General features: G+C 53.2%; 19 protein-coding genes. 9 read left to right on the forward strand and 10 right to left on the reverse strand.

The annotated features are described in order from the left end of the window. Window positions 1-139: 139 nt before the first annotated feature. Both asr and ACIPDS_RS03750 read right to left on the reverse strand, forming a co-directional pair. Window positions 140-511 (reverse strand): acid resistance repetitive basic protein Asr, encoded by a 372-nt coding sequence (asr, locus tag ACIPDS_RS03745; RefSeq protein ID WP_400732711.1) that lies wholly within the window; start codon window positions 509-511, stop codon window positions 140-142. A 169-nt stretch (window positions 512-680) separates the two neighbouring features. Next, complete coding sequence (locus ACIPDS_RS03750; protein ID WP_400732714.1) at window positions 681-1,874, reverse strand: MFS transporter; 1,194 nt, start codon at window positions 1,872-1,874, stop codon at window positions 681-683. A gap of 634 nt (window positions 1,875-2,508) precedes the next feature. On the opposite strand from ACIPDS_RS03750, the gene ACIPDS_RS03755 reads away from it, so the two are divergent. The 4 genes from ACIPDS_RS03755 to ACIPDS_RS03770 are packed head-to-tail and all read left to right on the forward strand — an operon-like array spanning window position 2,509 to window position 9,793. Then, complete coding sequence (locus ACIPDS_RS03755) at window positions 2,509-4,461, forward strand: type VI secretion system tip protein VgrG (protein WP_400732716.1); 1,953 nt, start codon at window positions 2,509-2,511, stop codon at window positions 4,459-4,461. Between the two features lie 20 nt (window positions 4,462-4,481). Continuing rightward, window positions 4,482-4,913: a DcrB-related protein gene (locus tag ACIPDS_RS03760; RefSeq protein ID WP_400732719.1), complete on the forward strand. Its 432-nt coding sequence runs from the start codon at window positions 4,482-4,484 to the stop codon at window positions 4,911-4,913. 15 nt (window positions 4,914-4,928) lie between these two features. Continuing rightward, on the forward strand, window positions 4,929-9,503 hold the full coding sequence (locus tag ACIPDS_RS03765; RefSeq protein WP_400732722.1) for an RHS repeat-associated core domain-containing protein: 4,575 nt from the start codon (window positions 4,929-4,931) through the stop codon (window positions 9,501-9,503). Continuing rightward, window positions 9,500-9,793, forward strand: coding sequence for a hypothetical protein (locus tag ACIPDS_RS03770; RefSeq protein WP_400732725.1), 294 nt, complete (start codon window positions 9,500-9,502; stop codon window positions 9,791-9,793). Before ACIPDS_RS03765 ends, ACIPDS_RS03770 begins: the two co-directional genes overlap by 4 nt. A 219-nt stretch (window positions 9,794-10,012) precedes the next feature. On the opposite strand, the gene ACIPDS_RS03775 is transcribed toward ACIPDS_RS03770, so the two are convergent. Next, window positions 10,013-11,263 carry an MFS transporter gene (locus ACIPDS_RS03775; protein ID WP_400732727.1) on the reverse strand — a complete coding sequence of 417 codons (1,251 nt, stop codon included), beginning with the start codon at window positions 11,261-11,263 and terminating at the stop codon, window positions 10,013-10,015. A 102-nt stretch (window positions 11,264-11,365) separates the two neighbouring features. On the opposite strand from ACIPDS_RS03775, the gene ACIPDS_RS03780 reads away from it, so the two are divergent. The 3 genes from ACIPDS_RS03780 to bioD all read left to right on the forward strand — a co-directional run bounded on the left by ACIPDS_RS03780 (window position 11,366) and on the right by bioD (window position 14,438). Next, window positions 11,366-12,283 (forward strand): LysR family transcriptional regulator, encoded by a 918-nt coding sequence (locus ACIPDS_RS03780; RefSeq protein WP_400732729.1) that lies wholly within the window; start codon window positions 11,366-11,368, stop codon window positions 12,281-12,283. A 110-nt stretch (window positions 12,284-12,393) separates the two neighbouring features. Next, window positions 12,394-13,611 (forward strand): sugar metabolism global transcriptional regulator Mlc, encoded by a 1,218-nt coding sequence (mlc, locus tag ACIPDS_RS03785; protein WP_166513898.1) that lies wholly within the window; start codon window positions 12,394-12,396, stop codon window positions 13,609-13,611. 131 nt (window positions 13,612-13,742) lie between these two features. Further along, on the forward strand, window positions 13,743-14,438 hold the full coding sequence (gene bioD, locus ACIPDS_RS03790; protein ID WP_166513897.1) for a dethiobiotin synthase: 696 nt from the start codon (window positions 13,743-13,745) through the stop codon (window positions 14,436-14,438). Here bioD and clcB read toward each other — a convergent pair. The 6 genes from clcB to ACIPDS_RS03820 all read right to left on the reverse strand — a co-directional run bounded on the left by clcB (window position 14,391) and on the right by ACIPDS_RS03820 (window position 20,719). Next, on the reverse strand, window positions 14,391-15,686 hold the full coding sequence (gene clcB, locus ACIPDS_RS03795; protein ID WP_400732732.1) for a voltage-gated ClC-type chloride channel ClcB: 1,296 nt from the start codon (window positions 15,684-15,686) through the stop codon (window positions 14,391-14,393). The two genes, bioD and clcB, sit on opposite strands and share 48 nt — an antisense overlap. Window positions 15,687-15,692: 6 nt before the next feature. After that, window positions 15,693-16,307: a Tat proofreading chaperone DmsD gene (dmsD, locus tag ACIPDS_RS03800; protein ID WP_400732734.1), complete on the reverse strand. Its 615-nt coding sequence runs from the start codon at window positions 16,305-16,307 to the stop codon at window positions 15,693-15,695. Between the two features lie 47 nt (window positions 16,308-16,354). Beyond that, a complete protein-coding gene (locus tag ACIPDS_RS03805; RefSeq protein WP_400732737.1) occupies window positions 16,355-17,212 on the reverse strand; it encodes a dimethyl sulfoxide reductase anchor subunit family protein in 858 nt (285 codons plus the stop codon). Between the two features lies 1 nt (window position 17,213). Then, window positions 17,214-17,831, reverse strand: coding sequence for a DMSO/selenate family reductase complex B subunit (locus tag ACIPDS_RS03810; protein WP_400732740.1), 618 nt, complete (start codon window positions 17,829-17,831; stop codon window positions 17,214-17,216). A 10-nt stretch (window positions 17,832-17,841) separates the two neighbouring features. Next, window positions 17,842-20,277: a selenate/tellurate reductase subunit YnfE gene (gene ynfE, locus ACIPDS_RS03815; protein ID WP_400732743.1), complete on the reverse strand. Its 2,436-nt coding sequence runs from the start codon at window positions 20,275-20,277 to the stop codon at window positions 17,842-17,844. A 187-nt stretch (window positions 20,278-20,464) separates the two neighbouring features. Further along, window positions 20,465-20,719 (reverse strand): DUF1161 domain-containing protein, encoded by a 255-nt coding sequence (locus tag ACIPDS_RS03820; RefSeq protein WP_166513891.1) that lies wholly within the window; start codon window positions 20,717-20,719, stop codon window positions 20,465-20,467. 104 nt (window positions 20,720-20,823) lie between these two features. Here ACIPDS_RS03820 and ACIPDS_RS03825 point away from each other — a divergent pair, with 104 nt between their 5' ends. After that, window positions 20,824-21,534, forward strand: coding sequence for a YnfC family lipoprotein (locus ACIPDS_RS03825; RefSeq protein WP_400732746.1), 711 nt, complete (start codon window positions 20,824-20,826; stop codon window positions 21,532-21,534). Window positions 21,535-21,567: 33 nt separating this feature from the next. Here the strand turns inward: ACIPDS_RS03825 and ACIPDS_RS03830 are convergent, their stop codons facing one another. Beyond that, window positions 21,568-21,909, reverse strand: coding sequence for a DUF1283 family protein (locus ACIPDS_RS03830; protein ID WP_166513889.1), 342 nt, complete (start codon window positions 21,907-21,909; stop codon window positions 21,568-21,570). 151 nt (window positions 21,910-22,060) lie between these two features. Here ACIPDS_RS03830 and ACIPDS_RS03835 point away from each other — a divergent pair, with 151 nt between their 5' ends. Further along, window positions 22,061-22,387, forward strand: a complete 327-nt coding sequence (locus tag ACIPDS_RS03835) for a YnfA family protein (RefSeq protein ID WP_400732748.1) — start codon at window positions 22,061-22,063, stop codon at window positions 22,385-22,387. Window positions 22,388-22,425: the final 38 nt, after the last annotated feature.

Genomic DNA, 22,425 nt, shown 5'->3' on the forward strand with positions numbered 1-22,425 from the left:
CGCTAGATTAGCGCCGATGCGGATAATGTTAGGGGTAGCCCAGGCAAGTGTTTCAACACCGGGTGGGGCCCCGGCTCACCGCCGAAGGCTACCCCCCGAATCGATGCGGTTATCGCGTCGACCCATTATCAACCTTTGCTTACGCTGCTGGCTGTGCTGCTGGTTTAGCCGCTTCGTGTTTTACTGCTTTTTTGTGTTTTTTCGCTGCCTGTGCTTTCTGAGCAACGGCTGGTTTAGCAGCGGCTTTTTTGTGTTTCTTTGCAGCCTGAGCTTTCTGCTCTACAGGCTTGGTTGCTGACTTAGCAGCAGATTTTTTGTGTTTTTTAGCGGCCTGTGCTTTCTGGGCAGGGGCTGCTTTTTTGTGTTTTTTGTGGTGAGTCGTTTTAGCTGGTGCCGCGTGAGTGGTGGTCGCGGTGGCAGCAGGTGCTGGAGTTGCAACAGCGTCAGCAGCGAATGCAGCAGAAGACAGACCCATAGCAGCGGCAACAACCAGAGCTAATACTTTTTTCATTCTCATACCCTCAAATCGGTTTTTCATTTAACCCCACTGCGGGGCCGTTGAAAGAACTATACCTGCGGGATGATTAGCTTTCCGTGAGTCATTGGTATCGCTGTGTAACGTAATGTACGAGATTTGTTGTGCGGACGTAACGGGGCAGTTTTCGCTGCCCCGCAATAGGTTAGCTCTGACAGAGGGACTGGTGACGCTGCGCTAAATAAACGCGCAGCATGAGGATAAAGGCGCATGCCACCACGATTGCGGCAATCAGGTAGATGCTGTCTAACTGATAATATCCGGCAATCCAGCCTGCAACTGGCCCGGTGATGCCTAATGCCAAATCCAGGAAGGCGGAATAGGTTCCCAGCGCCGTGCCCTGGTTTTGTTCTTCAACCTGTTTAACCGCTTCAACCCCGAGCGCCGGGAAGACCAGAGAGAAGCCCGAACCGGTCAGAAACGCGCCGACGCCGGCCATCCAGGCATTCGGGGCAAACCCTATGATCAGCAGCCCCAGGCATTCAACCACAAAGCAGATAAGCGACACGCGCAGGCCGCCGAATCGGGTGATGGTATTGCCCAGCACTAAACGAATACAAATAAAGCCGATACTAAACAGCGATAACGTGAACGCAGCGCCTTGCCAGCCATGAGAGGTGAAGTAGAGGGTAATAAAGGTTGCAATCACCCCAAAGCCCACGGTACCTAAACCTAAGCCCAGACCGTAGGGCCAAATTTTGCGCGCCACCACATGAAAGGGCGCTCTGACCCCGGCACTGACGCTGACATCGGCGCGAGTACGGGCGAATAGCAGGCCGATGATAGCAATGAGCACAATCACCACCGCGAACCCACTAATGCCAAACTTGCTGTTAAGCAGTACACCAAGCGGCGCGCCAGCGGCCATTGCTACATAAGTCGCGACGCCGTTCCAGGAAATCACCCGCGATGTATGGATCGCGCCGACGGTTTTAATGCCCCATAGCGTGGAGCCGGTGGAAGTAAAGCTTTCGCCAACGCCGAGGAAAATACGACCGATCAGCAATAATCCAACGGCAAGCATAGGAGAGCTTTGCAAAACCGCTGCCGCCAGCGTGAACAGCCCGCTCAGCATGCAGCAGACAATCCCGAGACTGACAACTTTTTTTGGGCCCCAGACATCGGTATAGCGGCCAGCATGAGGACGACTCACCAGCGTGGAAATATACTGCAAACTGATGACTGCACCGGCGACAAGCGTGCTGTACCCTAAATCGTAGTGAATAAATCCGGGAAGTACCGCCAGCGGCAGGCCTATTGAGAGATAGCAGATACAGGTAAAGACGACTATCGAGATAATGCGTAGGTTGAGCTGTGTGTTGTTGCTGTAGGAGGTCATAACGATAAATAGGTAAGAAGAAGAGGGCTTATTATAGGAATTGCCAGCTAGTATGGCGAGGTGGGAAGGCATTTTATGTCAATAAAATCAGTGGGGCGAACCAGCCAGGGCCATGAAATCGATAGCTGTTTAGCTCGATTGATATTGATGCATCCTATGATGATAAAATGAAAGCTTATTTAAGTAGAAAAAACAGCCAAGAAGTCTTGTCGGCGAATTTGAATATTTAGCGTCATTAAAAATAATAGGGTGTATTTTGGGTTATTCATTCTTGCGGCGAATGGGATAGCGGTTTTTATTATTTATAACTTGCTGCATTTATATTTATCTTATCTATTTATAAAAAGTTTAACCTATCTATCTTGTTGTTTTTGCAGCGCATTATTTTATTTATTTGGCTTAATTATTATTTCATGATAACTGATTGTAATCTTGTATTTGTTTTTGCAATAACTGCTTTGTTTTAATCTAACTTCCATTTTTTCTTGCTTACCATGATGTGATATAGATATATTTGCTCGCGATAATTATGATTATATCTGTAAATAGATTTACGTTAGCGTCCATAGGGATGATTAGTGCCTCAATCCTGATGCCGGATTCGTAATTTTTATTACTTCTGGAGTTATTATTAATGTCTACAGGATTACGTTTCACACTGGAGGTGGACGGCCTGCCGTCGGATGCGCTGGTCGTGACGTCCTTTCATCTGAGTCAGTCCTTCTCCGAACTTTTCTCCCTTGATATCTCGCTGGTAAGCCAGCAACTTCTCAGCATCGATTTCTCTCAGGTACTGGAAAAGCCGGCGCACCTCAAAATCTGGCAGGGCACGGAGATTCAGCGCCGGGTGAACGGCATTGTGACCTGGTTTGAGCAGGGGGAAAACGACGGGCACCAGATGCTGTACAACATGAGAGTCCGTCCGCCGCTGTGGCGTGCCGCGCTGCGCCAGAATTCCCGAATTTTCCAGAATGAGGACATTAAAAGCATCCTCGGGACGATACTTCAGGAAAACGGGGTCACGGACTGGAGTCCGCTGTTCAGCGAGGCGCATCCGGCAAGGGAATTCTGCGTGCAGTACGGTGAAACGGATTATGACTTTCTGGCGCGGATGGCCGCCGAGGAAGGGCTGTTCTTTTACGAAGAGCACTCACCGGACAGCGATGACCAGAGCCTGGTGCTGTGCGACACGGTGCGCTTTCTGCCGAAGGCGTTTGACATCCCGTGGAACCCGAATACCCGCAGCGAAGTGAGCACGCCATGCATCAGCCAGTTCCGTCACAGCGCACAGATACGCCCCTCTTCCGTTATCGGCAAGGACTACACCTTCAAACGTCCGGGCTGGGCGGGCCGCTTTGAGCACCAGGGTGAACATCAGGATTACCAGCACACGCAGTACGAGGTGTTTGACTATCCGGGACGCTTCAAGGATGCACACGGGCAGAACTTCACCCGCTGGCAGATGGAGGGATGGCGCAATAATGCCGAAGAGGCCCAGGGGAAAAGCCGCTCCCCGGCAATATGGCCGGGACGGCGTATCACGCTGACGGAACATCCGCAGGTGAGTCTGAACCGGGAATGGCAGGTGGTGAGCAGTGATTTGCAGGGGAGTCAGCCGCAGGCAGTGGCAGGACGTTCCGGCGCAGGCACCACCCTTGAGAATGATTTTACGGTGATCCCGGCAGACAGAACGTGGCGGCCGGTACCCCAGCCCAAGCCGTCGGTGGATGGCCCACAGTCAGCGGTCGTCACCGGCCCGGAAGGCGAGGAAATCTTCTGCGATGAACACGGTCGCGTGCGGGTGAAATTCAACTGGGACCGTTATAACCCGGCCAATCAGGACAGCTCATGCTGGATCCGGGTGGCGCAGGCGTGGGCGGGGCCGGGGTTCGGAAACTTAGCCATACCGCGCGTGGGCCAGGAGGTTATCGTTGATTTTCTGAACGGCGACCCGGATCAGCCGATCATCATGGGTCGAACCTATCACGCCGAAAATACCCCACCGGGTGGGCTGCCGGGGACGAAAACTCAGATGACTATCCGCTCAAAAACCTATATGGGCAGCGGGTATAACGAGCTGATGTTTGAGGATAAAGCCGGGCAGGAATTGCTGTCGATGCATGCGCAGAAAGACATGTCAACGGTGGTTCTTAATAACCGGGTGACCGCTGTCGGCGCTAACCATGTTGAATCGGTCAGCGGTAACCAGGCGATTAATGTCCAGGAGGGGCAGGTTGTTGTCGTGCATGCCGACCATAAGCAGCAGGTAAAGGATATGCATGACACGCTGGTGGGGGGAAACAAAGTTGAACTGGTTGCCGGACCCTGTCTGATAAATAGCGCGACATCGCTCACGCTCGCCTGTGGAGATGCCGTCATTACCCTCACCGCCGATGGCAATATCAGTTGGTATTGTAACAACTTCAATATCTACGCAAAGAAAATGGGGGCTATCACCGCAGCCGATACGGTGGATATCAATATGGATGACGCGACTCCCGGCACAATTGGTGCGCACTTTGCACCTGCAGATATTAAAGGTGCAGTTGATGCTGCGTTCCCCCCCGCCAAGGACACCAGTAAATAATCTCAAGGGACTGATTTAAAATGAATTATATTACTCATGAAGGCACATTCAGCTTGCCTGACTGCGACGATGTCGTGGATGAAACCGTCAATATCCTGAAATTACCCCAGCGCCAGGCGTCACTGGTCATTAGCCGGGTGCAGCTGGCGGAAGGGCAATCTCACGAGGGTTATCTGTCCCGCCAGATGGCAATGCTGAAAAAAGACTCCCGTCATTTTCTGAGCAGTGAGCCATGGCCCGTCATGCTGGGCGATATTCCGGCACTAGAGCTCACCTGCTCGTTTGAAAAACAGAATGTGACAATTTACCAACAGCTGCTTTGTACCCAACAGACACCGCATCTGATGGTCATCACATTCACCCGGCTTGCCCCGCTGGATGAAGCTGCAACGCAATGGTGGCAGCAGGTCAAGGCCAGCTTTATTGCTCACCGTGATATCACGCAGGCATGACAGGGAGTCTCTACCATGGGCAGTGATTTTCTTGCCGCTAAACTCCACGATCCGCTGGTTCATACCTCGCTACTAGCCGATTTTGTCTCCTCATTTGTGAAAGGCGCCATCTATGTGGCGGTTGCAGTAGGCGCTGCAGCGGCCGCGACAGCCGCCGTCGCTGCCACCATCGGTTCCGGTGGCACCGCGGGGCCGGTAGTCGCTTTTCTTATAAGCAATATCATTATTGGCGGCGTGGGGGCCGGGTTTGGCTCCCTGATTGATGATATCGCCGACGGCGCCGGAGCGTTGGTGGATGATGCGCTGGACTTTTTTGGCATGAAAGGAAAGCCGGACGGTCTTATTGTGACCGGTTCTCCGAATGTGAGGATCAAAAAGCAACCTGCTGCCCGCGCCGCAGGTAAATTGCCTCCCGCTGGCGAACTGGCAAAACTTGAGGCGGAAGACGCGAAGAAGCAGGAAGAAGACGAGAGTGCGTGGGACATCGCTGCCAATATTTTCTTTACACTGCTGCCCGTTGCCGGGCTGGCGAAAATGGCCTGTGATTTTTTGGCGGATCCCGCAGGTTCAATAAAAGAAATGGTGGTACCGACTGTGGCGGGCGCAAACCCTTATGCCACACCTGCCGATGAAGATAAAATAACGTGTGCAAAATTACACCTTATCCCACCTAATGAGCTGTTTCTGGCGGAAGGTTCACGTACCGTCCGTATCAACAGTCAGCCCGCCTGTCGTAACGGCGATCGCAGTACCTGTGAGGCGGTGATTTCACATATCCAGAGCGGTATGAAAGTTCGTATCGGTGGTCCATCTGAAGTCGTTAAGAATATCCGTAGTGGGAAAAATCCGTTCATGGGGCTGGCAGCCGACGTTGTGGTGGGGCTGCTGACCCGGAAAGCACTCGGTAAACCGCCTAAAAAACGTAAAACCGGGGGGAAGGAACCGCATCCGCATAAAGAACGCGATCCCAATGCCCCCTGTCCTATCAGAGGAAACCCGATTCATCTGCCCAGCGGAGCGAAAATACAGGCTGGGGAAAGTGAGCTGGATTTTGTGCTGGATGGACATATTCCTCTACTCTGGCAGCGACTTTACGATAGCCGTAATACCCAAACCGGCATACTGGGCCGGGGATGGCGGTTGCCATTTGAAACAACAATATACCGGAGTGCCTCTCCCGATATCACCACGCCGCCCCGAAGCGATCTGACTGAAAATAGTCCAGACCAGTTCATCTATATGGATGATGCCGGCCGGGCCTTAAAACTCGGCGGGCTGACGCCTGGCGACAGCGCTTTTTATGTGGACGAAAGGTTTCACGTCTGGCGCAGTAAACAGGACTATTTTCTCATCCAGACGCTGGCAGGAGAGTATTCCTTTTTTGCCCCCGACCCTGGCCGCTCGGGCTACTGGCGGCTGGAAAGGATCATGGACCGGCACCTTAATAGCCTGACGCTGGTTTATGACGCTACTGGTGTGCTGACTCATATTCATGATGATGACCACCTGCTGGTTGTTCGTCTGCAGTATGAAAATGAGCGCCTGCATAAGGTCTGGCAGTCTAGCGAAGATGGCAGCCAGGAACGTCTGCTGGTTAGCTATGCTTTTTCGCCGGAAGGACAGCTCGGCCACGTCATTGATGCGAATGGCGACGTCATCCTGCGCTGTGAATATGGTGATATCCATGGCCTGATTCAGGCGCTGTATTATCCTGCAGGCCGGGAGTCACACTACCGCTGGCAGACGTTTGATGCCTGGACGGATGAGGCGGGAGACATGCGCCCGGCTCACTGGCGAGTGATAGAGCACTGGATCCAGGAAAGTGCTCACAACGACACGCCACCGGTGCTGCTGGAGCATTACGGGTTTGACTATGACGTGCCGGGCCAGAGTCTTCGACTGGTGCAGCCCGGCCGGGGAGAAAGCGTCTGGCGCTGGGATGCACTGGGGCAGATAACGTCAGAGCGGGATGAGTCAGGCGCGGAGTGGGCATATCAGTGGAACACCGCACGGCAGCTGCTTAAAAGCATCGATCCTCTGGGGAACTCGCAGACCTTTACCTATGACGAATACGGCAATATTGCCGTGTTCACCAATGCGCTGGGTGAGAAAACGGCAATCACCTGGCTCCCGGGTTTTTCTTTCCCGGTCAGATGGATACAAGCCGGACAGGTGGTCTGGTCGTATGAGTATAACAACATCGGGGATGTCATCAGTATGACCGATCCGGAGGGGCACATCACCCGGCTGGAGTGGGATACCGACGGCAACAACACCGTGGTACATGATGCGAAGGGAAATGCGCTGCGCTACCGATATAATCGTCGAGGGCAGGTGACGGAGTACCGGGACTGTTCCGATCGTGTGACAGGCTGGCGCTATGATGAATGGGGACGTGTCACGCAGCATATCAATGCTGAAAGTCATGGCACTCATTACGGTTACACCGCTACCGACCGTCTGCATACGCTGACCCGACCGGACGGGGAGTTTATGCAGTTTGAGTACGATGCGGCAGGTGAGCTTATTCGCCATCAGGATTATGGCAGGGTATTGACCCTCTTTACCCGTAACGCGCGGGGTCAGGTGACGCAGCGAACCGACCCGGGCGGCTATACGTTACGGTATGAGTACGACCCGCTGGGGCGTCTTAAACGCCTGTTCAATGAAAAAGGTGAGGCCTATCGTTTTGAGTACGACGCGCAGGACAACCTGATACAGGAAACCGGGCTGACCGGGATACAAAAAACGTATCAACGGGATGCGCTGGGTCAGCTTCTGACGCAGACTGAAACGCCCACGGATGGCGGTACGCCTCTGCTGACTCACTTTGAGTACGATGCCCTGGGCCGACAGACGGCCCGCATGACCCCATCACGGCGCACTGAGTATCATTACGCATTACACCAGACAACCGTCCTCAATATCACCGCAGAAGGCACCACGACGCTGCGTTTTGATTACAACCGTCTGGGGCGGCTGCTTGCCGAGCATAACCACGGCGGCGATTATCGCTATGAGTACGATGGGCTGGGTAACCGGATCGCCGAGCATCTGCCGGGAGATCAGACGCTACGTCACCTGTATTACGGTAGCGGGCATCTGCTCCAGACGCATCTGGACAGCGACTGCGGCCGTGAGGTGATAGCAGAATACGAGCGTGACGTGCTGCACCGTGAAATCCGCCGCACGCAGGGCACACTTAATCAGTACCGGGCTTATAATATCTGCGGTCACCTGACGCGTCAGAGCTGCGGCCGGAACAGGCCCGAGCTGGCGACGCCGCTGCTGGATATCCGCTATCACCGTGACGCCCGGGATAATCTGCTGCGGGTGAGCGGTCGATACCATCCGGGGCTGCCGGAGCGGGACAGGGATACGGGTGCCCTGCAGGAGGACGCGTTCCGCTATGACGAGCGCGGGCAGATAGTACATCACGAGCAGGACGGCCACGGCCGGACGTTCAGCTACGATGCCGCCATGAACGGTCTGGGTGACAGCGGTTACCGGCAGTCGCTGGGGTTACCGGACGCGCCGGGTAATGTGCTGACCGCATGTAAAGAGTACCGCTACCGCTGGGATGGTTTTGGTCGTTTAGCACAGCGTGACAATGTCAGCACGGGGGTTAAGCAGCGGCTGCATTATGATGACAGCCATCGTCTGATAAAGGTGGAACTGCTGAACGACCGGGAATGGTCGAGGGTGGAGTTCAGCTACGATGCGCTGGACAGGCGGACAGAGAAACGGATCTGGCGGCATAACGGCATGCTGCCCGTGCGCACATTTTTTGAATGGAGCGGGATGCGGCTGTGCGGTGAGCGCAATGATAAGGTGCCGCTGGCGCACACGCTGTATCTGTATGAGGAAGGAAGCTGGCAGCCGCTGGCGCGGGTGGACAGTTACCGCGGCGGCAGTGCGCCACAACAGCGCGTACTGTATTATCACAGCCTGCCCAACGGTTTTGCGCCGTGCCTGACGAACAGCGAAGGTGAGATAGTCTGGCGCGGACGGATGCAGCTGTGGGGAACGCTGAGGACAGAGGAAAATCGGGAAAGCTACTCCATGCACCCGGCGCACAACCTGCGGTTCGCGGGTCAGTATCTGGACAGGGAAACGGGGCTTCACTACAATACGTTCAGGTATTATGCGCCGGAGAGCGGCCGGTTTACCCAGCTGGACCCGATAGGGGTGAATGGTGGGTGGAACCTTTATCAGTATGCGCCGAACCCGTTATGGTGGATTGATCCGTTAGGATTAAAATGTGGTGAGGGGGAACAGCCTGAATGGACACCTCACAATTACAAGCATTTCCCTCCTAAGAATAAATCTTGGAAGGATATAATTAAATCCACTAAAACAGGGCCAGCAAAATATAAACCCGACATTAATATCAAGTCTGTAGAATATGATGTATTTAATTCAGGAACACCTGTTACGAATGGTAAACTCTGGAAAGTAAAAGATATGGGGGAAGTTATTGGAGCCAGTGAGGGTAAACCATCTCAATGGATGAGGGTTGAACTTAGTGCTGGAACAATTCACGGACATCCAATATCTATAGATGAGTTCTTAAGGTTAACAACACCATGAACATTGATTTCTCAACAAAAAAAGGAGAGATCGTATTCAACGAATTCTCATTAGAACAGAATATCTCCCTTGACAAGCAGCAAGACTCTCTAAAAGAAGATATGTTACAAGTTGAATTTCCAGGTGGATATATTCTTGATGTGGGGTGGAGACCATCATTTGATATAAATGGTAGATTTTATATTTATCTGATAAAAGATTTTGATTGGATCGCGCCTGTCTATAATGGTAATGCTGGAGATATCGATTCTTTAGTATTTGAAATTAATCAAGCACTAAATAAACTGTAATGTAAAAGCCGGGAAAAAAATTAAATCTTCCCGGCTTTTTATTATTTAATTTTGGTTCAGCCCACTAAACAAGCACGTCCTTAATTCCCTTAACCACCTGTTTAGTCTGGTAAATCTGCTCGCTTATATCATCTTCAATAATGTATCCATTATAAATTATTGAAGATGCCGAAAAACGACACGGATAGCTGCGACGATTGTTTGTGAAAAGGAGGTCAATCACTGCAGCCGCCTATGCAGCATCCCCCCCGTCAACAACGCCCCCACCAGCAGCAGGGCAATAAATCCCCCAACGCCGTTCCAGCCATATTGATGCCAGAAAACCCCGCCCAATGTCCCTGCAATACTCGAACCTAAATAGTAACTGAAAAGATAGAGCGAAGAAGCCTGGCCTCTGGCGCGGCGGGCACGTGGGCCGATCCAACTGCTGGCGACCGAGTGGGCGGCGAAGAAACCGGCAGAGAACAGCAGCATTCCGGGGAAAATAACCCACAGCGGGGAAAACAGCGTCAATAACAGACCCAGCAGCATAATGCCGGTAAAGAAGATCATCACCGGGCCACGACCGTAGCGAGTAGTCATCATTCCGGCCTTTGGCGAGCTCCACGTTCCGGTCAGATAGGCGACGGAGAGCAGGCCCACAACCGCCTGATTGAGCGACCATGGCGACAGCATCAGACGATAGCCGATGTAGTTAAACAAGGTCACAAATGCGCCCATCAGCAGGAAACCTTCGATAAACAGCAGGGGAAGACCCCGATCGCGCCAGTGCAGACGGAAATTAATCAGCAAAGATTTAGGCTTTAATGAACTGGCCCGGAAGTGACGAGATTCCGGGAGAATGCGCCAGAACATAATTGCCGCCCCTAAAGCAAAGGCGCTGATAACCGCCAGTGCGGCGCGCCAGCCAAAGAAATCGGTTATTACCCCGGTCAGCAGGCGTCCACTCATGCCACCAATGGAGTTCCCGCTGATGTAAAGTCCCATTGAAAAAGCGACAAAACTCGGGTGGATTTCTTCACTTAAGTAAGTCATGCCGACTGCCGCCACGCCGCTAAGCGAAAGACCAATCAACGCGCGCATGATTAAAATGCCATGCCAGCTGGTCATCATGGTTGAAAGTAAGGAACAACAGGCAGCCAGCAGCAGTGCGGTGACCATCACCGGTTTACGACCGATGGCATCAGACAGTGGGCCGGTAAATAGCAGGCCAATTGCCAGCATCGCGGTTGATATAGACAGCGAAATACTGCTCTGCGCCGGTGAAACACCGAACTCATGAGAAAGGACGGGCAGGATTGGCTGCACACAATACAGCAGCGCAAAAGTGGCGAGGCCTGCGGAGAAAAGGGCCAGCGTCACACGAATAAACGACGGCGTACCGCGACGGATATAAACGTTCGCGGAAGGGGAAAGATCATCGCGGACATCATTTACGGGAGTATGGTCTGCGGTTGTTGTGCGGCTCACGAGAAAATCCTTGGTAATAACGACTTAGGTCACAACTTCAGGGTAGGAAATTGTAAATATTCTGTCTAATATATTAATAATCTCAATTAAGACTTTTAAAGTATGAATATTGAACTTCGACATCTGCGCTACTTTGTCGCCGTCGCTGAAGAGCTGCATTTTGGCCGTGCCGCCGCACGTTTAAACATTTCTCAGCCGCCGCTCAGCCAACAGATTCAGATTCTTGAGCAGCAGGTGGGCGCGCGTTTATTTGCGCGTACTAATCGCAGCGTCACCCTGACCGCTGCGGGGCGTCAGTTTCTAGCCGATAGCCGCCAGATCCTACTTCAGGTCAATGATGCCGCCGCAAGGGCAAGCCGTTTGCATCATGGTGAAACGGGCGAGCTGAATATTGGCTTCACTTCATCGGCCCCGTTTATTAAAGCGGTGTCCGATACCTTGTCGACCTTCCGCCAGCATTACCCGGATGTGCATATTCAGACGCGTGAAACCAATACCCGCGAGCAGATATCACCGCTCACCGAAGGGGCGCTGGATTTAGGATTAATGCGCAATACACAACTACCCGACACGCTTCACTGGCAGGTCATTTTGCGTGAACCGTTGCTGGCAATGATCCACCGCGACCATCCGTTGGCGGTGCAGCACTCGGTGAGTCTGATTGAGTTAAGCAAAGAACCCTTCGTCTTTTTTGACCCCCACGTGGGAACCGGGCTGTATGACGATATCCTCGGCCTGATGCGTCGTTATGGCGTAATGCCGACCATCACCCAGGAAGTGGGGGAGGCAATGACGATTATTGGCCTTGTGGCCTCAGGACTAGGGGTATCTATTCTGCCCGCGTCGTTTCGTCGCGTGCAGCTTCAGGAAATGCGTTGGGTACCGATTACAGAGCCAGATGCAGTGTCGGAAATGTGGCTGGTGTGGTCAAAACATCATGAGCTAAGCCAGTCGGCAGAGCGTTTTAAACAACATCTGCTGACTGCCGCAAAGGTGAGCATTTCTACGACAAAAACATGAAAAATTGTGCAGTAAATCACATGGCTAAGTAAAAATTTGACGTAGGCCATTGAAGTACTTCACCATAGTCCACAGTTTATTTCGAAGCGCGAAAATAAGGGAGTTTCACGGTGGTAGCGGACAGTCAGCCAGGCCATATCGATCAAATTAAGCAGACCAATGCGGGGGCCGTCTATCGCCTCATTGATCAACTCGGCCCGGTCTCCCGTATCGACCTCTCCCGACTGGCGCAACTGGCTCCGGCCAGTATCACCAAAATTGTTCGCGAACTGCTGGAAGCGCACCTGGTTCAGGAGACTGAAATTCAGGAACTGGGTAGCCGTGGCCGTCCCGCCGTCGGTTTGATGGTCGAAACACAAGCCTGGCACTATCTCTCGGTGCGCATTGGTCGCGGTTATATTCATCTTGCTCTACGCGACCTCAGCAGTATGCTGGTCGTTGAAGAACAGCTGGAACTTGCGCTGGAGCACGAAACGCCGTTTCTTGAACGTGTGCTTAATCATATCGACCAATTTTTCATTCGCCATCAACGCTTACTGGAACGCTTAACGGCGGTGGCGATCACGCTGCCCGGGATCATCGATACGGAGAACGGCATTATTCACCGCATGCCGTTTTATGATGTGACCGATGTGCCGCTCGGCGCGACGCTTGAAGCGCATACCGGTGTGCCTGTGTACATCCAGCACGATATCAGCGCCTGGACGATGGCCGAGGCGTTATTTGGCGCCTCGCGCGGCGCGCGTGATGTTATTCAGGTGGTTATCGATCACAACGTCGGCGCGGGAGTGATCACCGATGGTCGCTTGCTGCATGCGGGGAGCAGCAGTCTGGTGGAGATCGGGCATACGCAGGTTGATCCGTTTGGCAAGCGCTGCTATTGCGGCAATCACGGTTGCCTTGAAACCATTGCCAGTGTGCAAAGCGTGCTGGAGCTGACTCAGGCGCGTATGCAGCAATCCATGAGCTCGATGTTGCACCAGCAGCCGCTGACGGTTGACTGGTTATGCCAATCCGCCTTGCAGGGGGATTTGCTGGCAAAAGACATTATCAGCAGCATTGGCACCAACGTGGGGCGCATTCTTGCGATTATGGTGAATTTGTTTAATCCGCAAAAAATTCTTATCGGTTCCCCGTTTAACGCCGCATCCGACATCCTTTTCCCGACCATTGCTGACTGTATCCGCCAGCAATCGTTACCCGCCTACAGCAAACACATTGCCGTTGAACAAACACAGTTTTCTAACCGAGGCACGATGGCCGGGGCGGCGCTGGTCAAAGATGCGCTGTATAACGGAACATTACTGATTAGACTGTTACAGGGTTAACAATTTTTATCAGTTTTGCAAAAAATTGCGCTATCTCAATCCGGCTATCCCGTGCATCACGTAAACTTTCACCTGCTTGAATTATTCATTGCTTTGATATTTTATCGACGTCGCCGTGGGGTTAGTGAGTCATGCTTAATCGTTTCTTTATTACTGGAACTGATACTTCCGTCGGTAAGACGGTGGTTTCTCGTGCGCTATTACAGGCGCTCGCCGCCAGCGGGAAACGGGTGGCAGGTTATAAGCCGGTGGCAAAAGGCAGCAAAGAGACACCGGATGGCCTGCGCAACAAAGATGCGCTGGTGCTGCAAAGCGTTTCATCGCTGGCGTTACCTTACGATGCCATCAATCCTATCGCACTGAGCGAAGAAGAGAGCAGCGTCGCGCACAGCCGTCCCATTAACTACACCTTATTGTCCGATGGCCTGGCGAATTTAAGCCGTCAGGTAGACAACGTCGTGGTTGAGGGGACGGGAGGCTGGCGCAGCCTGATGAATGATCTGCGCCCATTATCAGAATGGGTTGTTCAGGAGCAACTGCCGGTGTTGATGGTGGTGGGCATTCAGGAAGGGTGCATTAACCATGCGCTGCTTACCGCTCAGGCCATTGCCAATGACGGCCTGCCGCTGATTGGCTGGGTCGCAAACCGCATCAACCCAGGTCTTGCGCATTATGCCGAGATTATCGACGTTCTGAGCAAGAAACTGCCCGCGCCGCTTATTGGTGAATTGCCTTATCTGCCGCGTGCGGAACAGCGCGAGTTGAGCCAGTATGTCGATCTAGCGATGCTCAGCAACGTGCTGACGGTAGATAGAATCCTGGCGTAAGGTGCGTGACAGCACGGACGCCAGCACACAGGCAATCAGTAAACCGGGCAGCAGCGTATACTGTCCGGTCATTTCACAAATCATCAGCGTCGACATTATCGGTGCATGCGTGGTCGCTGCCAGCAGCGTCGCCATTCCGGTAATTCCTACTAAAATAGCGATCTCCTGATGTGCCCCGAACACCAGACCTCCTGCATCTGCCAGCAGAATGCCCACCGCCAATCCGATAAACAGCGTTGGGGTAAAAACACCTCCTGGCGCGCCCGACCCGCTACTGGCGAGGATGGCGAGCAGTTTGCATAAAAAAATCCCGGCAATAATGGCAAAAGCTGGCGGAGCCAATAAAAAGCCCTGCACAACACTGTAGCCATTCCCCCATACGGCCGGCGTCAGCAGCGACAATATTCCGACGATAAGCCCGCCCAACGCAAGCTGCCACGGCGGCGAGAGCTTGAGCTTTAAAAACAGACGATGACTGGCGTCCATCAATCCCATCAATAATGGCCCACTCAGACCGCAGACCAGGCCGGTTGCTAACATGAGCGCGTAGAGGCTGGCGTTTAATGTCGGCACCTCGCTCACCTGATACAGCCATTGCGCGCCGCCGTTCATCATCTGCGTTACCAGCAGCGCGACAACCGCAGATATCACCACCGGCCCGAGCGAAGCCAGCATTAAGGTGCCAAAAAGAATCTCAGCGATAAATAAACTGCCCGCCAGCGGCGCATGATAGGCGCTGGTCATCCCTGCGGCAGCGCCACAGGCAATCCACAGTTTCCATTCGTCCTTCGGGGTAAAACGTTGGGCAAAAAGTGAAGCGGCGAGGGCGGCCAGCAGGATCATCGCGCCCTCCCGGCCAATCGCGCTACCGCTGGCGACGACCAGCAGCGACGCCGTTGATTTCACAAGGCTCGCGCCGGTATCGAATTTACCTTCATCACTCTCCAGCGCTTCCATGTAATCGGTCGGCGCATGCGGACGCTGGCGGGTATAGCGCTGCCAGCCCCACAGCAACGTACCGGCGGCCAGACCGCCGAGCGCAGGCGTGATTAAGCGACGCCACCAGACTAACCCTTGCGCCGCATTGACCAGGCTGCCGCTGTCGTTACTTAAAAACAGCCATTCCAGGAAGTACATGGCGTGGCGAAACAGCGACACCCCCAGCGCGGCAAGAAGGCCAACCACGCAGGCAATGATCAGGCGACGAAACATCGCCTTGATGTCGGGGAAGTGATGAAGCCGTTGCATGATGATTTAGCGATAGAGCTTTTTATCAGCGACGGGGATCAGCAGGTCAGACTGCCAGTGTCCCAGCGTTTGCTGAGTCAATTGCCCCAGTGCAGTAAAGAAAGGATGGTTAGCTTTCTCGATAAACTCGGCAATAAAGCGTTTAGCCCATGGCAGCAGATGCCAGGCCAGGAGCTGATCGCACGCCTCCGGGCGCTCGTTTTCAATTAGCCAGGCGGCGAGCATCAGCAGGGTGCCAAAGTGGTCTTCCGGTTCGTTTTGCTGCACATCAAATGCAATCTGGTTTTCACGCATCCATTGACGTAATGCCAGGGTCGAGTCACCAAACAGGACGTTTTCGCGATCAAGCCAGACGGAGCCCCACGGCGGTGATGGTAGCGCTGACGGGCCAATAAACAATCTTTGCCAGGCTTCGGCCAGTGGCTCATCGGCGGAGGTGGAAAATGCGCGGGTTAGCGCATCGGCATTATCAATGGGATAGGGCCATTGTGTTTTCCATTCGCCGTCGGTAAAGGCGGCAACCAGCGGCTCGGCAAGCGCGCTATCCGGTGCAAAGTAAAACAGCGCCCCAAGAACGCGGGCGGAGAAAGCTAAAGCATCGTTGCGCTGAACATAATTCATTACTGCATTTCCTCAAAAGGGTGCGGGAACCCTCCCGCACCAATAGATTATCCGGCAATCGCCATTCCGACGGTCATGTGCAAGCCGTAGAAAAGACCTCGCCCTATGAGTTCACCGGCTAGCACGAACAGCAGTCCGAGCGTGAGCCCGATTGCGCCCGGCGAAACCCGACGAAGCAAAGGGCAGATCCAGCAGCCTAAACCGGCCGCCAGGAAGCCAAAGCGCCAAACCTGTAAGCGCCCCCAGTCAGGTAGCAGTGCATTCGCTTGCTGGACTGAACTGTGAATAAACCCAAGCTCTGCGGTCTGCATCACCACAACCGCAACGCTTGCTAAAAAGGCCAGCACGCTTAGTGAGGCGAAAAACGCGCCATTGAACGGGACTTTCGCCAGCTTTAGCAGCAGGGCTGCAAACAGTGGCCCGGTAAGCACTACGGTTAAGAAGAACGAGGCCGTCGTGTAACCATTATACCAGGTTGGCACCGTCTCTATCTGATAAACCCGCGTCATCGCCCAGACAAAAATTAATCCGAGCAGCATACTGATGATGAGCCAGAGACGACCCAACGCGGCGGGCATTTTACCCAGCGCTGACAGCAGCCACCAGAAACCGCCTACGGCGAAAAATACCGAACCGCTGGCGATTTCATTACTGAGTGCCGAAGCGCCAATGCGGTTTAAGGAGTTAAACGCCCGCAGCGGTGAGCCGAGGTGCATTACCGACGCTAAAAAAGCAATCCCCATGATGACCCACAGGAAAAACATATTCAGTACGATGCGCCGTTGATCCGCCCGTTCGTTACGCGCGGCCAGCCAGCCCATGCCGGTAATGATCGTCGCGCCAACAACACATTGCCCCAGTACCGTGAACAGTACCAATGGCCATTCATGCCATCCGCTTCCCATCTCACACCTCCTTCGGGTTGGCCAGATAGCCAGTGGTGTCGCCGCACGGACGTGCATTGGCGTTCGGTTTAATCACAATGCTCGGTTTGGTGAAATGCGCAGACGGCAGTGGCGCTACCGCCGCCAGGGTCCCGTGCTTTTTACGCTGCTCTTCAATCGGGCCAAAGTCCAGCGCGCGCAGCGGGCAGGATTCCACACAGATCGGTTTCTTGCCGTCCGCTACGCGCTCATGGCAGCCGTCGCATTTGGTCATATGACCTTTTGCTTCGTTGTACTGCGGCGCGCCGTACGGGCAGGCCATATGGCAATAGCGGCAGCCGATACACACGTCTTCGTTTACCACCACAAAACCGTCTTCGCGTTTGTGCATCGCGCCGCTCGGACAGACCTTGGTGCAGGCCGGATCTTCACAGTGGTTACAGGCAATCGACAGGTAATAGGCAAAGACGTTCTGGTGCCAGACGCCATTATCTTCCTGCCAGTCGCCGCCCGCGTATTCGTAAATACGACGGAAGCTGACGTCCGGGGTTAAGTTCTTAAAATCTTTACAGGCCAGTTCACAGGTTTTGCAACCGGTGCAACGCGCTGAATCGATAAAAAATCCGTATTGCGTACTCATTATTCAGTCCTTAAACCTTCGCGATTTCCACCAGGTTGGTATGCTGCGGGTTGCCTTTCGCCAGGGGTGAAGGGCGATGCGTGGTTAGGGTGTTGATGCAGGAACCGTGGTCGATACGATCGCCATCCATCTGCGCGTCATGCCAGGCGCCCTGGCCCATTGCGCTGACGCCCGGCATAATGCGCGGCGTGACTTTGGCGGCAATACGCACTTCGCCGCGCCCGTTGAATACCCGCACCATATCGCCATTTTTAATACCGCGTTTTTGCGCATCAAGGGGATTGATCCACACCTCCTGGCGGCAAGCGGCTTTCAGAACATCGACGTTACCGTAGCTGGAGTGGGTGCGCGCCTTGAAGTGGAAGCCAAACAGCTGAAGTGGGAATTTCTCGCGCAGTGGATCGTCCCAGCCCTCAAAGGTTGAGGCGTAGACCGGCAGTGGGCTAATGGTTTCGTCTTGCTTGAGCTGCCAATTAGCCGCGATATCGGCGAGGCGAGCGGAGTAAATCTCAATTTTACCCGACGGTGTTTTTAGCGGATTGGCCTCTGGATCGTTGCGGAAATCTTTATACGCGACAAAGTGTCCGTTCGGATCTTTGCGTTTATAGATCCCCATTTTCTTAAGTGCGTCATAACTTGGGAGCTCGGCATCTTTAGCGCGCATTTTCGCGTAAAGATACTGGAGCCACTGTTCTTGCGTGCGGCCTTCGGTAAATTTCTGGTGGACATCGTCGCCCAGCCGTTTTGCTATTTCACTTAAAATCCAGTAAATCGGCTTGCGCTCGAATTTTGGTGCAGTAGCAGGCTGAATAAAGATCAGATAGCCCATATTCCCGGCATAGTCGTTAGGAATAATATCTTCCTGTTCGACGGTCATCAGGTCAGGCAGCAATATATCAGCGTATTTTGCCGACGCGGTCATAAAGTTTTCAATCACCACAATCATTTCGCATTTGCTTTCGTCCTGCAAAATTTCGTGGGTTTTGTTGATGTCCGAGTGCTGGTTGATGATGGTATTGCCCGCATAGTTCCAGAAAAACTTAATCGGCACGTCGAGCTTGTCTTTCCCGCGCACGCCGTCACGCGTGGCGGTCATTTCGGTACCGTGGTCGATAGCATCGGTCCAGGTAAAGCAAGAGATGGCGGTTTTCACCGGGTTAGTTAACACCGGGAAACGCTCAATCGTAATGGTATAGGTGGATTCCCGCGCGCCGCTGTTGCCGCCGTTAATGCCCACATTGCCGGTCAAAATTGGCAGCATGGCGATAGCGCGGGCTGCCAGTTCACCGTTGGCCTGACGCTGCGGGCCCCAGCCCTGGCAGATATACGCGGGTTTAGTGCTGCCGATTTCTCTTGCCAGCTTGATGATGCGTTCAGCTGGGATACCGGTGATGCGTGAGGCCCACTGCGGCGTTTTTGCCACACCATCATCACCCTGGCCTTGAATATAGGCCTTGTAGTGACCATTGGCCGGTGCGCCTTCTGGTAGGGTTTTCTCGTCGTAGCCAACACAATATTTGTCGAGGAACGGCTGGTCGACCAGGTTTTCGTCAATCAATACCCAGGCAATACCGGCTACCAGGGCGGCATCGGTTCCGGGACGAATTGGGATCCACTCGTCTTCACGTCCGGCGGCGGTATCGGTATACCGTGGGTCGATAACGATCATCCGCGCATTCGAACGCTCACGGGCTTGTTCCAGATAATAAGTGATCCCGCCGCCGCTCATGCGCGTTTCCGCCGGGTTATTGCCGAACATCACCACCAGCTGACTATTTTCGATATCGGAGGTGCTGTTGCCGTCGTTAGTGCCGTAGGTATAAGGCATGGCGCAGGCAATCTGCGCGGTACTGTAGGTTCCGTATTGATTCAGCGAACCGCCGTAGCAGTTCATCAGTCGCATCACCGCAGAGCCAGAGGGTGAGGAGCGGGTAATATTACCGCCGACGATGCCGGAGGAGTAATTGATGTAGACGGCTTCGTTACCGTAATCTTTGACTACCCGCTTGAGATTGGTAGCGATAGTGTCCAGCGCTTCCTGCCAGGAGATGCGCTCAAATTTGCCTTCACCGCGTTTACCCACGCGCTTCATCGGATAATTAAGACGATCCGGGTGGTTTATACGGCGGCGAATCGAGCGTCCACGCAGACAAGCGCGAACCTGGTGATCGCCATAAACATCCTGCCCAGTATTGTCGGTTTCTACCCAGTAAACTTCATCATCTCTTACGTGAAGACGTAATGCGCATCGGCTACCGCAGTTGACGGAACACGCCCCCCAGACCACTTTATCTTCCGGGCGTGCTGCTTGTTGAACCGCAGCGGCCGTGGCGCGTAATGAGAAAGGGAGCGATAACCCGCCCGCCGCTAACGCCAAAGATCCTATGGCTGACGATTTAATAAGGGTACGTCGGCTTAGCCCTTCTGGCTTTTCCTGATTAGACATCGCTCACTCCATTATTTTTATTGTTTCAATACGAAATTAAAAACAGGGTAATAATGGAGCGGATGATACCTGGTAAGTGGTATGCAAGTATTATCCCTGGTCAAAGAGGGAATACTCCGAACGAGGGTTTATTTTAACGGTGAAAATAAGCGGGCTAACGCCGCCTCAGGGAAGAGGCGACAGGGGGTTACTGCGGCGTGTCGGTGCGGGTATAGATGATTTTAAACGTATCGTTGGCGCAATGGCCAACCACCTGTGCCCCCGATTGTTCGGCCTGATCGTTAGGCACGATGTCCAGTGTAAAAGCGCTTTCGGCGACGCCGTTGTTAACGATTTTTTGCTGAATATCGCTTCTGACGCGTTCGCAGGAATCTGGTACGGCTGCGAGCGCGGGCAGGGATCCCACAACCAGTAGCGCCAGTAACCAACGTGATTTTCTCATGAAAGGCTCCATTTTCCGTAGACGAATAAAAAGTATAGCAGTGATAGTGTAAACAATTGTATTTACTAATATGATTGAGAAAACTCCCGAAACAGGAATGCGGTGTGAAGAAATTGATTTATGTGGCGTCAATGATGGCGATACTTAGCGGCTGTGATAACAACGATACTCCCGCCGCGTTCACCCCGGAAATGGCCAGCTTCTCTAATGAGTTTGATTTCGATCCCCTGCGCGGCCCGGTCAAGGATTTCAGCCAGACGCTTTTAAACGAAAAAGGTGAGGTGGCCAAACGGGTGAGCGGGCAGTTGTCTGCTGAGGGATGTTTTGATTTACTCGAATTTCACAATATTGAAGAGGACACCGGCGCGCTTTTAGTGCTCGATGCAAATTATTATGTGGATGGCGTCACCCATGAAAAACGGGTGCGTTTGCAGGGTAAATGTCAGCTTGCTGAGTTTCCTGCCGCCGGCGTGGCGTGGGAAACGGATGATAACGGCTTTGTGGTGAAGGCGGTGGGTAAAGAGAGTCTGGTGGAGTACAGCTATGATAGCGAGGGCTATCCGTTAGGAAAAACCTCAACCATAAAGGATAAAACGCTGTCGGTCATCTCAACCCCTTCGCAGGATACGCGTAAGAAGCTTGATTACACCGCGGTGAGTTTGCTGAATAAACAGCCGATTGGCAACGTCACGCAGAATTGTGACTATGACAAATATAACAACCCATTGAACTGTGAGCTGCAGATTGTCGATGAAACCGCAAAGCCGCCGGTGACGCAGCGTTATACGATTAAGAACAGTATTGAGTACTACTAAAATGAAAAGGGCGCCAGCGGCGCCCTGATAACACTATGGGTTAATCGTGCGACCGGTCGAGCGGTCAAGACAACGCAGCGTGTTTGGTTCCCAATAGGCGTTAATATTGGGGCTTTGCTGGCACTTATCACGCGCATCAAAAGCAACGTCGGCTTTATCCCACTCTTTCTCGGCACGTTTGTTGACCTTCTGACGCAGTTGGCGCGTATCATTCCACTGCTCTTTATCCATCGCCGCTTCCTGGCGACTTTGTGCGCTATCGCCAGACTCAATAATCAGTTTGTTGGTGGCAGCGGATGCAGTGGCGGTGTACACGATGGCACCCAGCGCAAACATTACCGTCAGGCACAGGCGTTTGCCAGGTTTCATTTTCATTTGCGGGTTCCTTTGATGTGGTGAATGCAATGACTCCTGCCAATCAGTTTACTACATCTCTTACGGTCGTCATACCGGCAACAGATGTGTGGTCGATTCCGTATATGTTATGTGTATGATAGCGCCACGCTTATTGTGACGATGCGACAAAATGTTAAAAACTTCACTGCTTTTTTTTGCGACCGCTTTGTGCGAAATCATTGGATGTTACTTACCGTGGCTTTGGTTAAAGCGTGGGGCAACGCCGTTGCTGCTCCTGCCCGCAGGCCTTACCCTGGCGATGTTCGTCTGGCTGCTCACGCTGCATCCAGCCGCCAGTGGACGCGTTTATGCTGCTTATGGAGGCGTGTATATTTTCACTGCGTTGCTGTGGCTGCGTGTGGTTGAGGGCGAAAAGCTGACGCTTTATGACTGGACTGGGGCGGCGGTAGCCCTGTGTGGAATGCTCATTATTGTTGCTGGTTGGGGACGCGCCTAAAACTGCAACTTTTACACCGGTTCGCTGATTTACCGCGA

This window comes from Kluyvera sp. NPDC087067 (assembly GCF_044745165.1).
Classification (GTDB): Bacteria; Pseudomonadota; Gammaproteobacteria; order Enterobacterales; family Enterobacteriaceae; genus Kluyvera.

Coding starts and splice junctions, on each gene's coding strand:
- ACIPDS_RS03760 (WP_400732719.1), top strand. CDS start 4,482: ATGAATTATATTACTCATGAAGGCACATTCAGCTTGCCTGACTGCGAC.
- bioD (WP_166513897.1), top strand. CDS start 13,743: ATGCTTAATCGTTTCTTTATTACTGGAACTGATACTTCCGTCGGTAAG.
- ACIPDS_RS03805 (WP_400732737.1), bottom strand. CDS start 17,212: ATGGGAAGCGGATGGCATGAATGGCCATTGGTACTGTTCACGGTACTG.
- ynfE (WP_400732743.1), bottom strand. CDS start 20,277: ATGTCTAATCAGGAAAAGCCAGAAGGGCTAAGCCGACGTACCCTTATT.
- dmsD (WP_400732734.1), bottom strand. CDS start 16,307: ATGAATTATGTTCAGCGCAACGATGCTTTAGCTTTCTCCGCCCGCGTT.
- ACIPDS_RS03835 (WP_400732748.1), top strand. CDS start 22,061: ATGTTAAAAACTTCACTGCTTTTTTTTGCGACCGCTTTGTGCGAAATC.
- ACIPDS_RS03780 (WP_400732729.1), top strand. CDS start 11,366: ATGAATATTGAACTTCGACATCTGCGCTACTTTGTCGCCGTCGCTGAA.
- ACIPDS_RS03755 (WP_400732716.1), top strand. CDS start 2,509: ATGTCTACAGGATTACGTTTCACACTGGAGGTGGACGGCCTGCCGTCG.
- ACIPDS_RS03750 (WP_400732714.1), bottom strand. CDS start 1,874: ATGACCTCCTACAGCAACAACACACAGCTCAACCTACGCATTATCTCG.
- ACIPDS_RS03830 (WP_166513889.1), bottom strand. CDS start 21,909: ATGAAAATGAAACCTGGCAAACGCCTGTGCCTGACGGTAATGTTTGCG.
- asr (WP_400732711.1), bottom strand. CDS start 511: ATGAAAAAAGTATTAGCTCTGGTTGTTGCCGCTGCTATGGGTCTGTCT.
- ACIPDS_RS03810 (WP_400732740.1), bottom strand. CDS start 17,831: ATGAGTACGCAATACGGATTTTTTATCGATTCAGCGCGTTGCACCGGT.
- ACIPDS_RS03770 (WP_400732725.1), top strand. CDS start 9,500: ATGAACATTGATTTCTCAACAAAAAAAGGAGAGATCGTATTCAACGAA.
- ACIPDS_RS03820 (WP_166513891.1), bottom strand. CDS start 20,719: ATGAGAAAATCACGTTGGTTACTGGCGCTACTGGTTGTGGGATCCCTG.
- ACIPDS_RS03765 (WP_400732722.1), top strand. CDS start 4,929: ATGGGCAGTGATTTTCTTGCCGCTAAACTCCACGATCCGCTGGTTCAT.
- clcB (WP_400732732.1), bottom strand. CDS start 15,686: ATGCAACGGCTTCATCACTTCCCCGACATCAAGGCGATGTTTCGTCGC.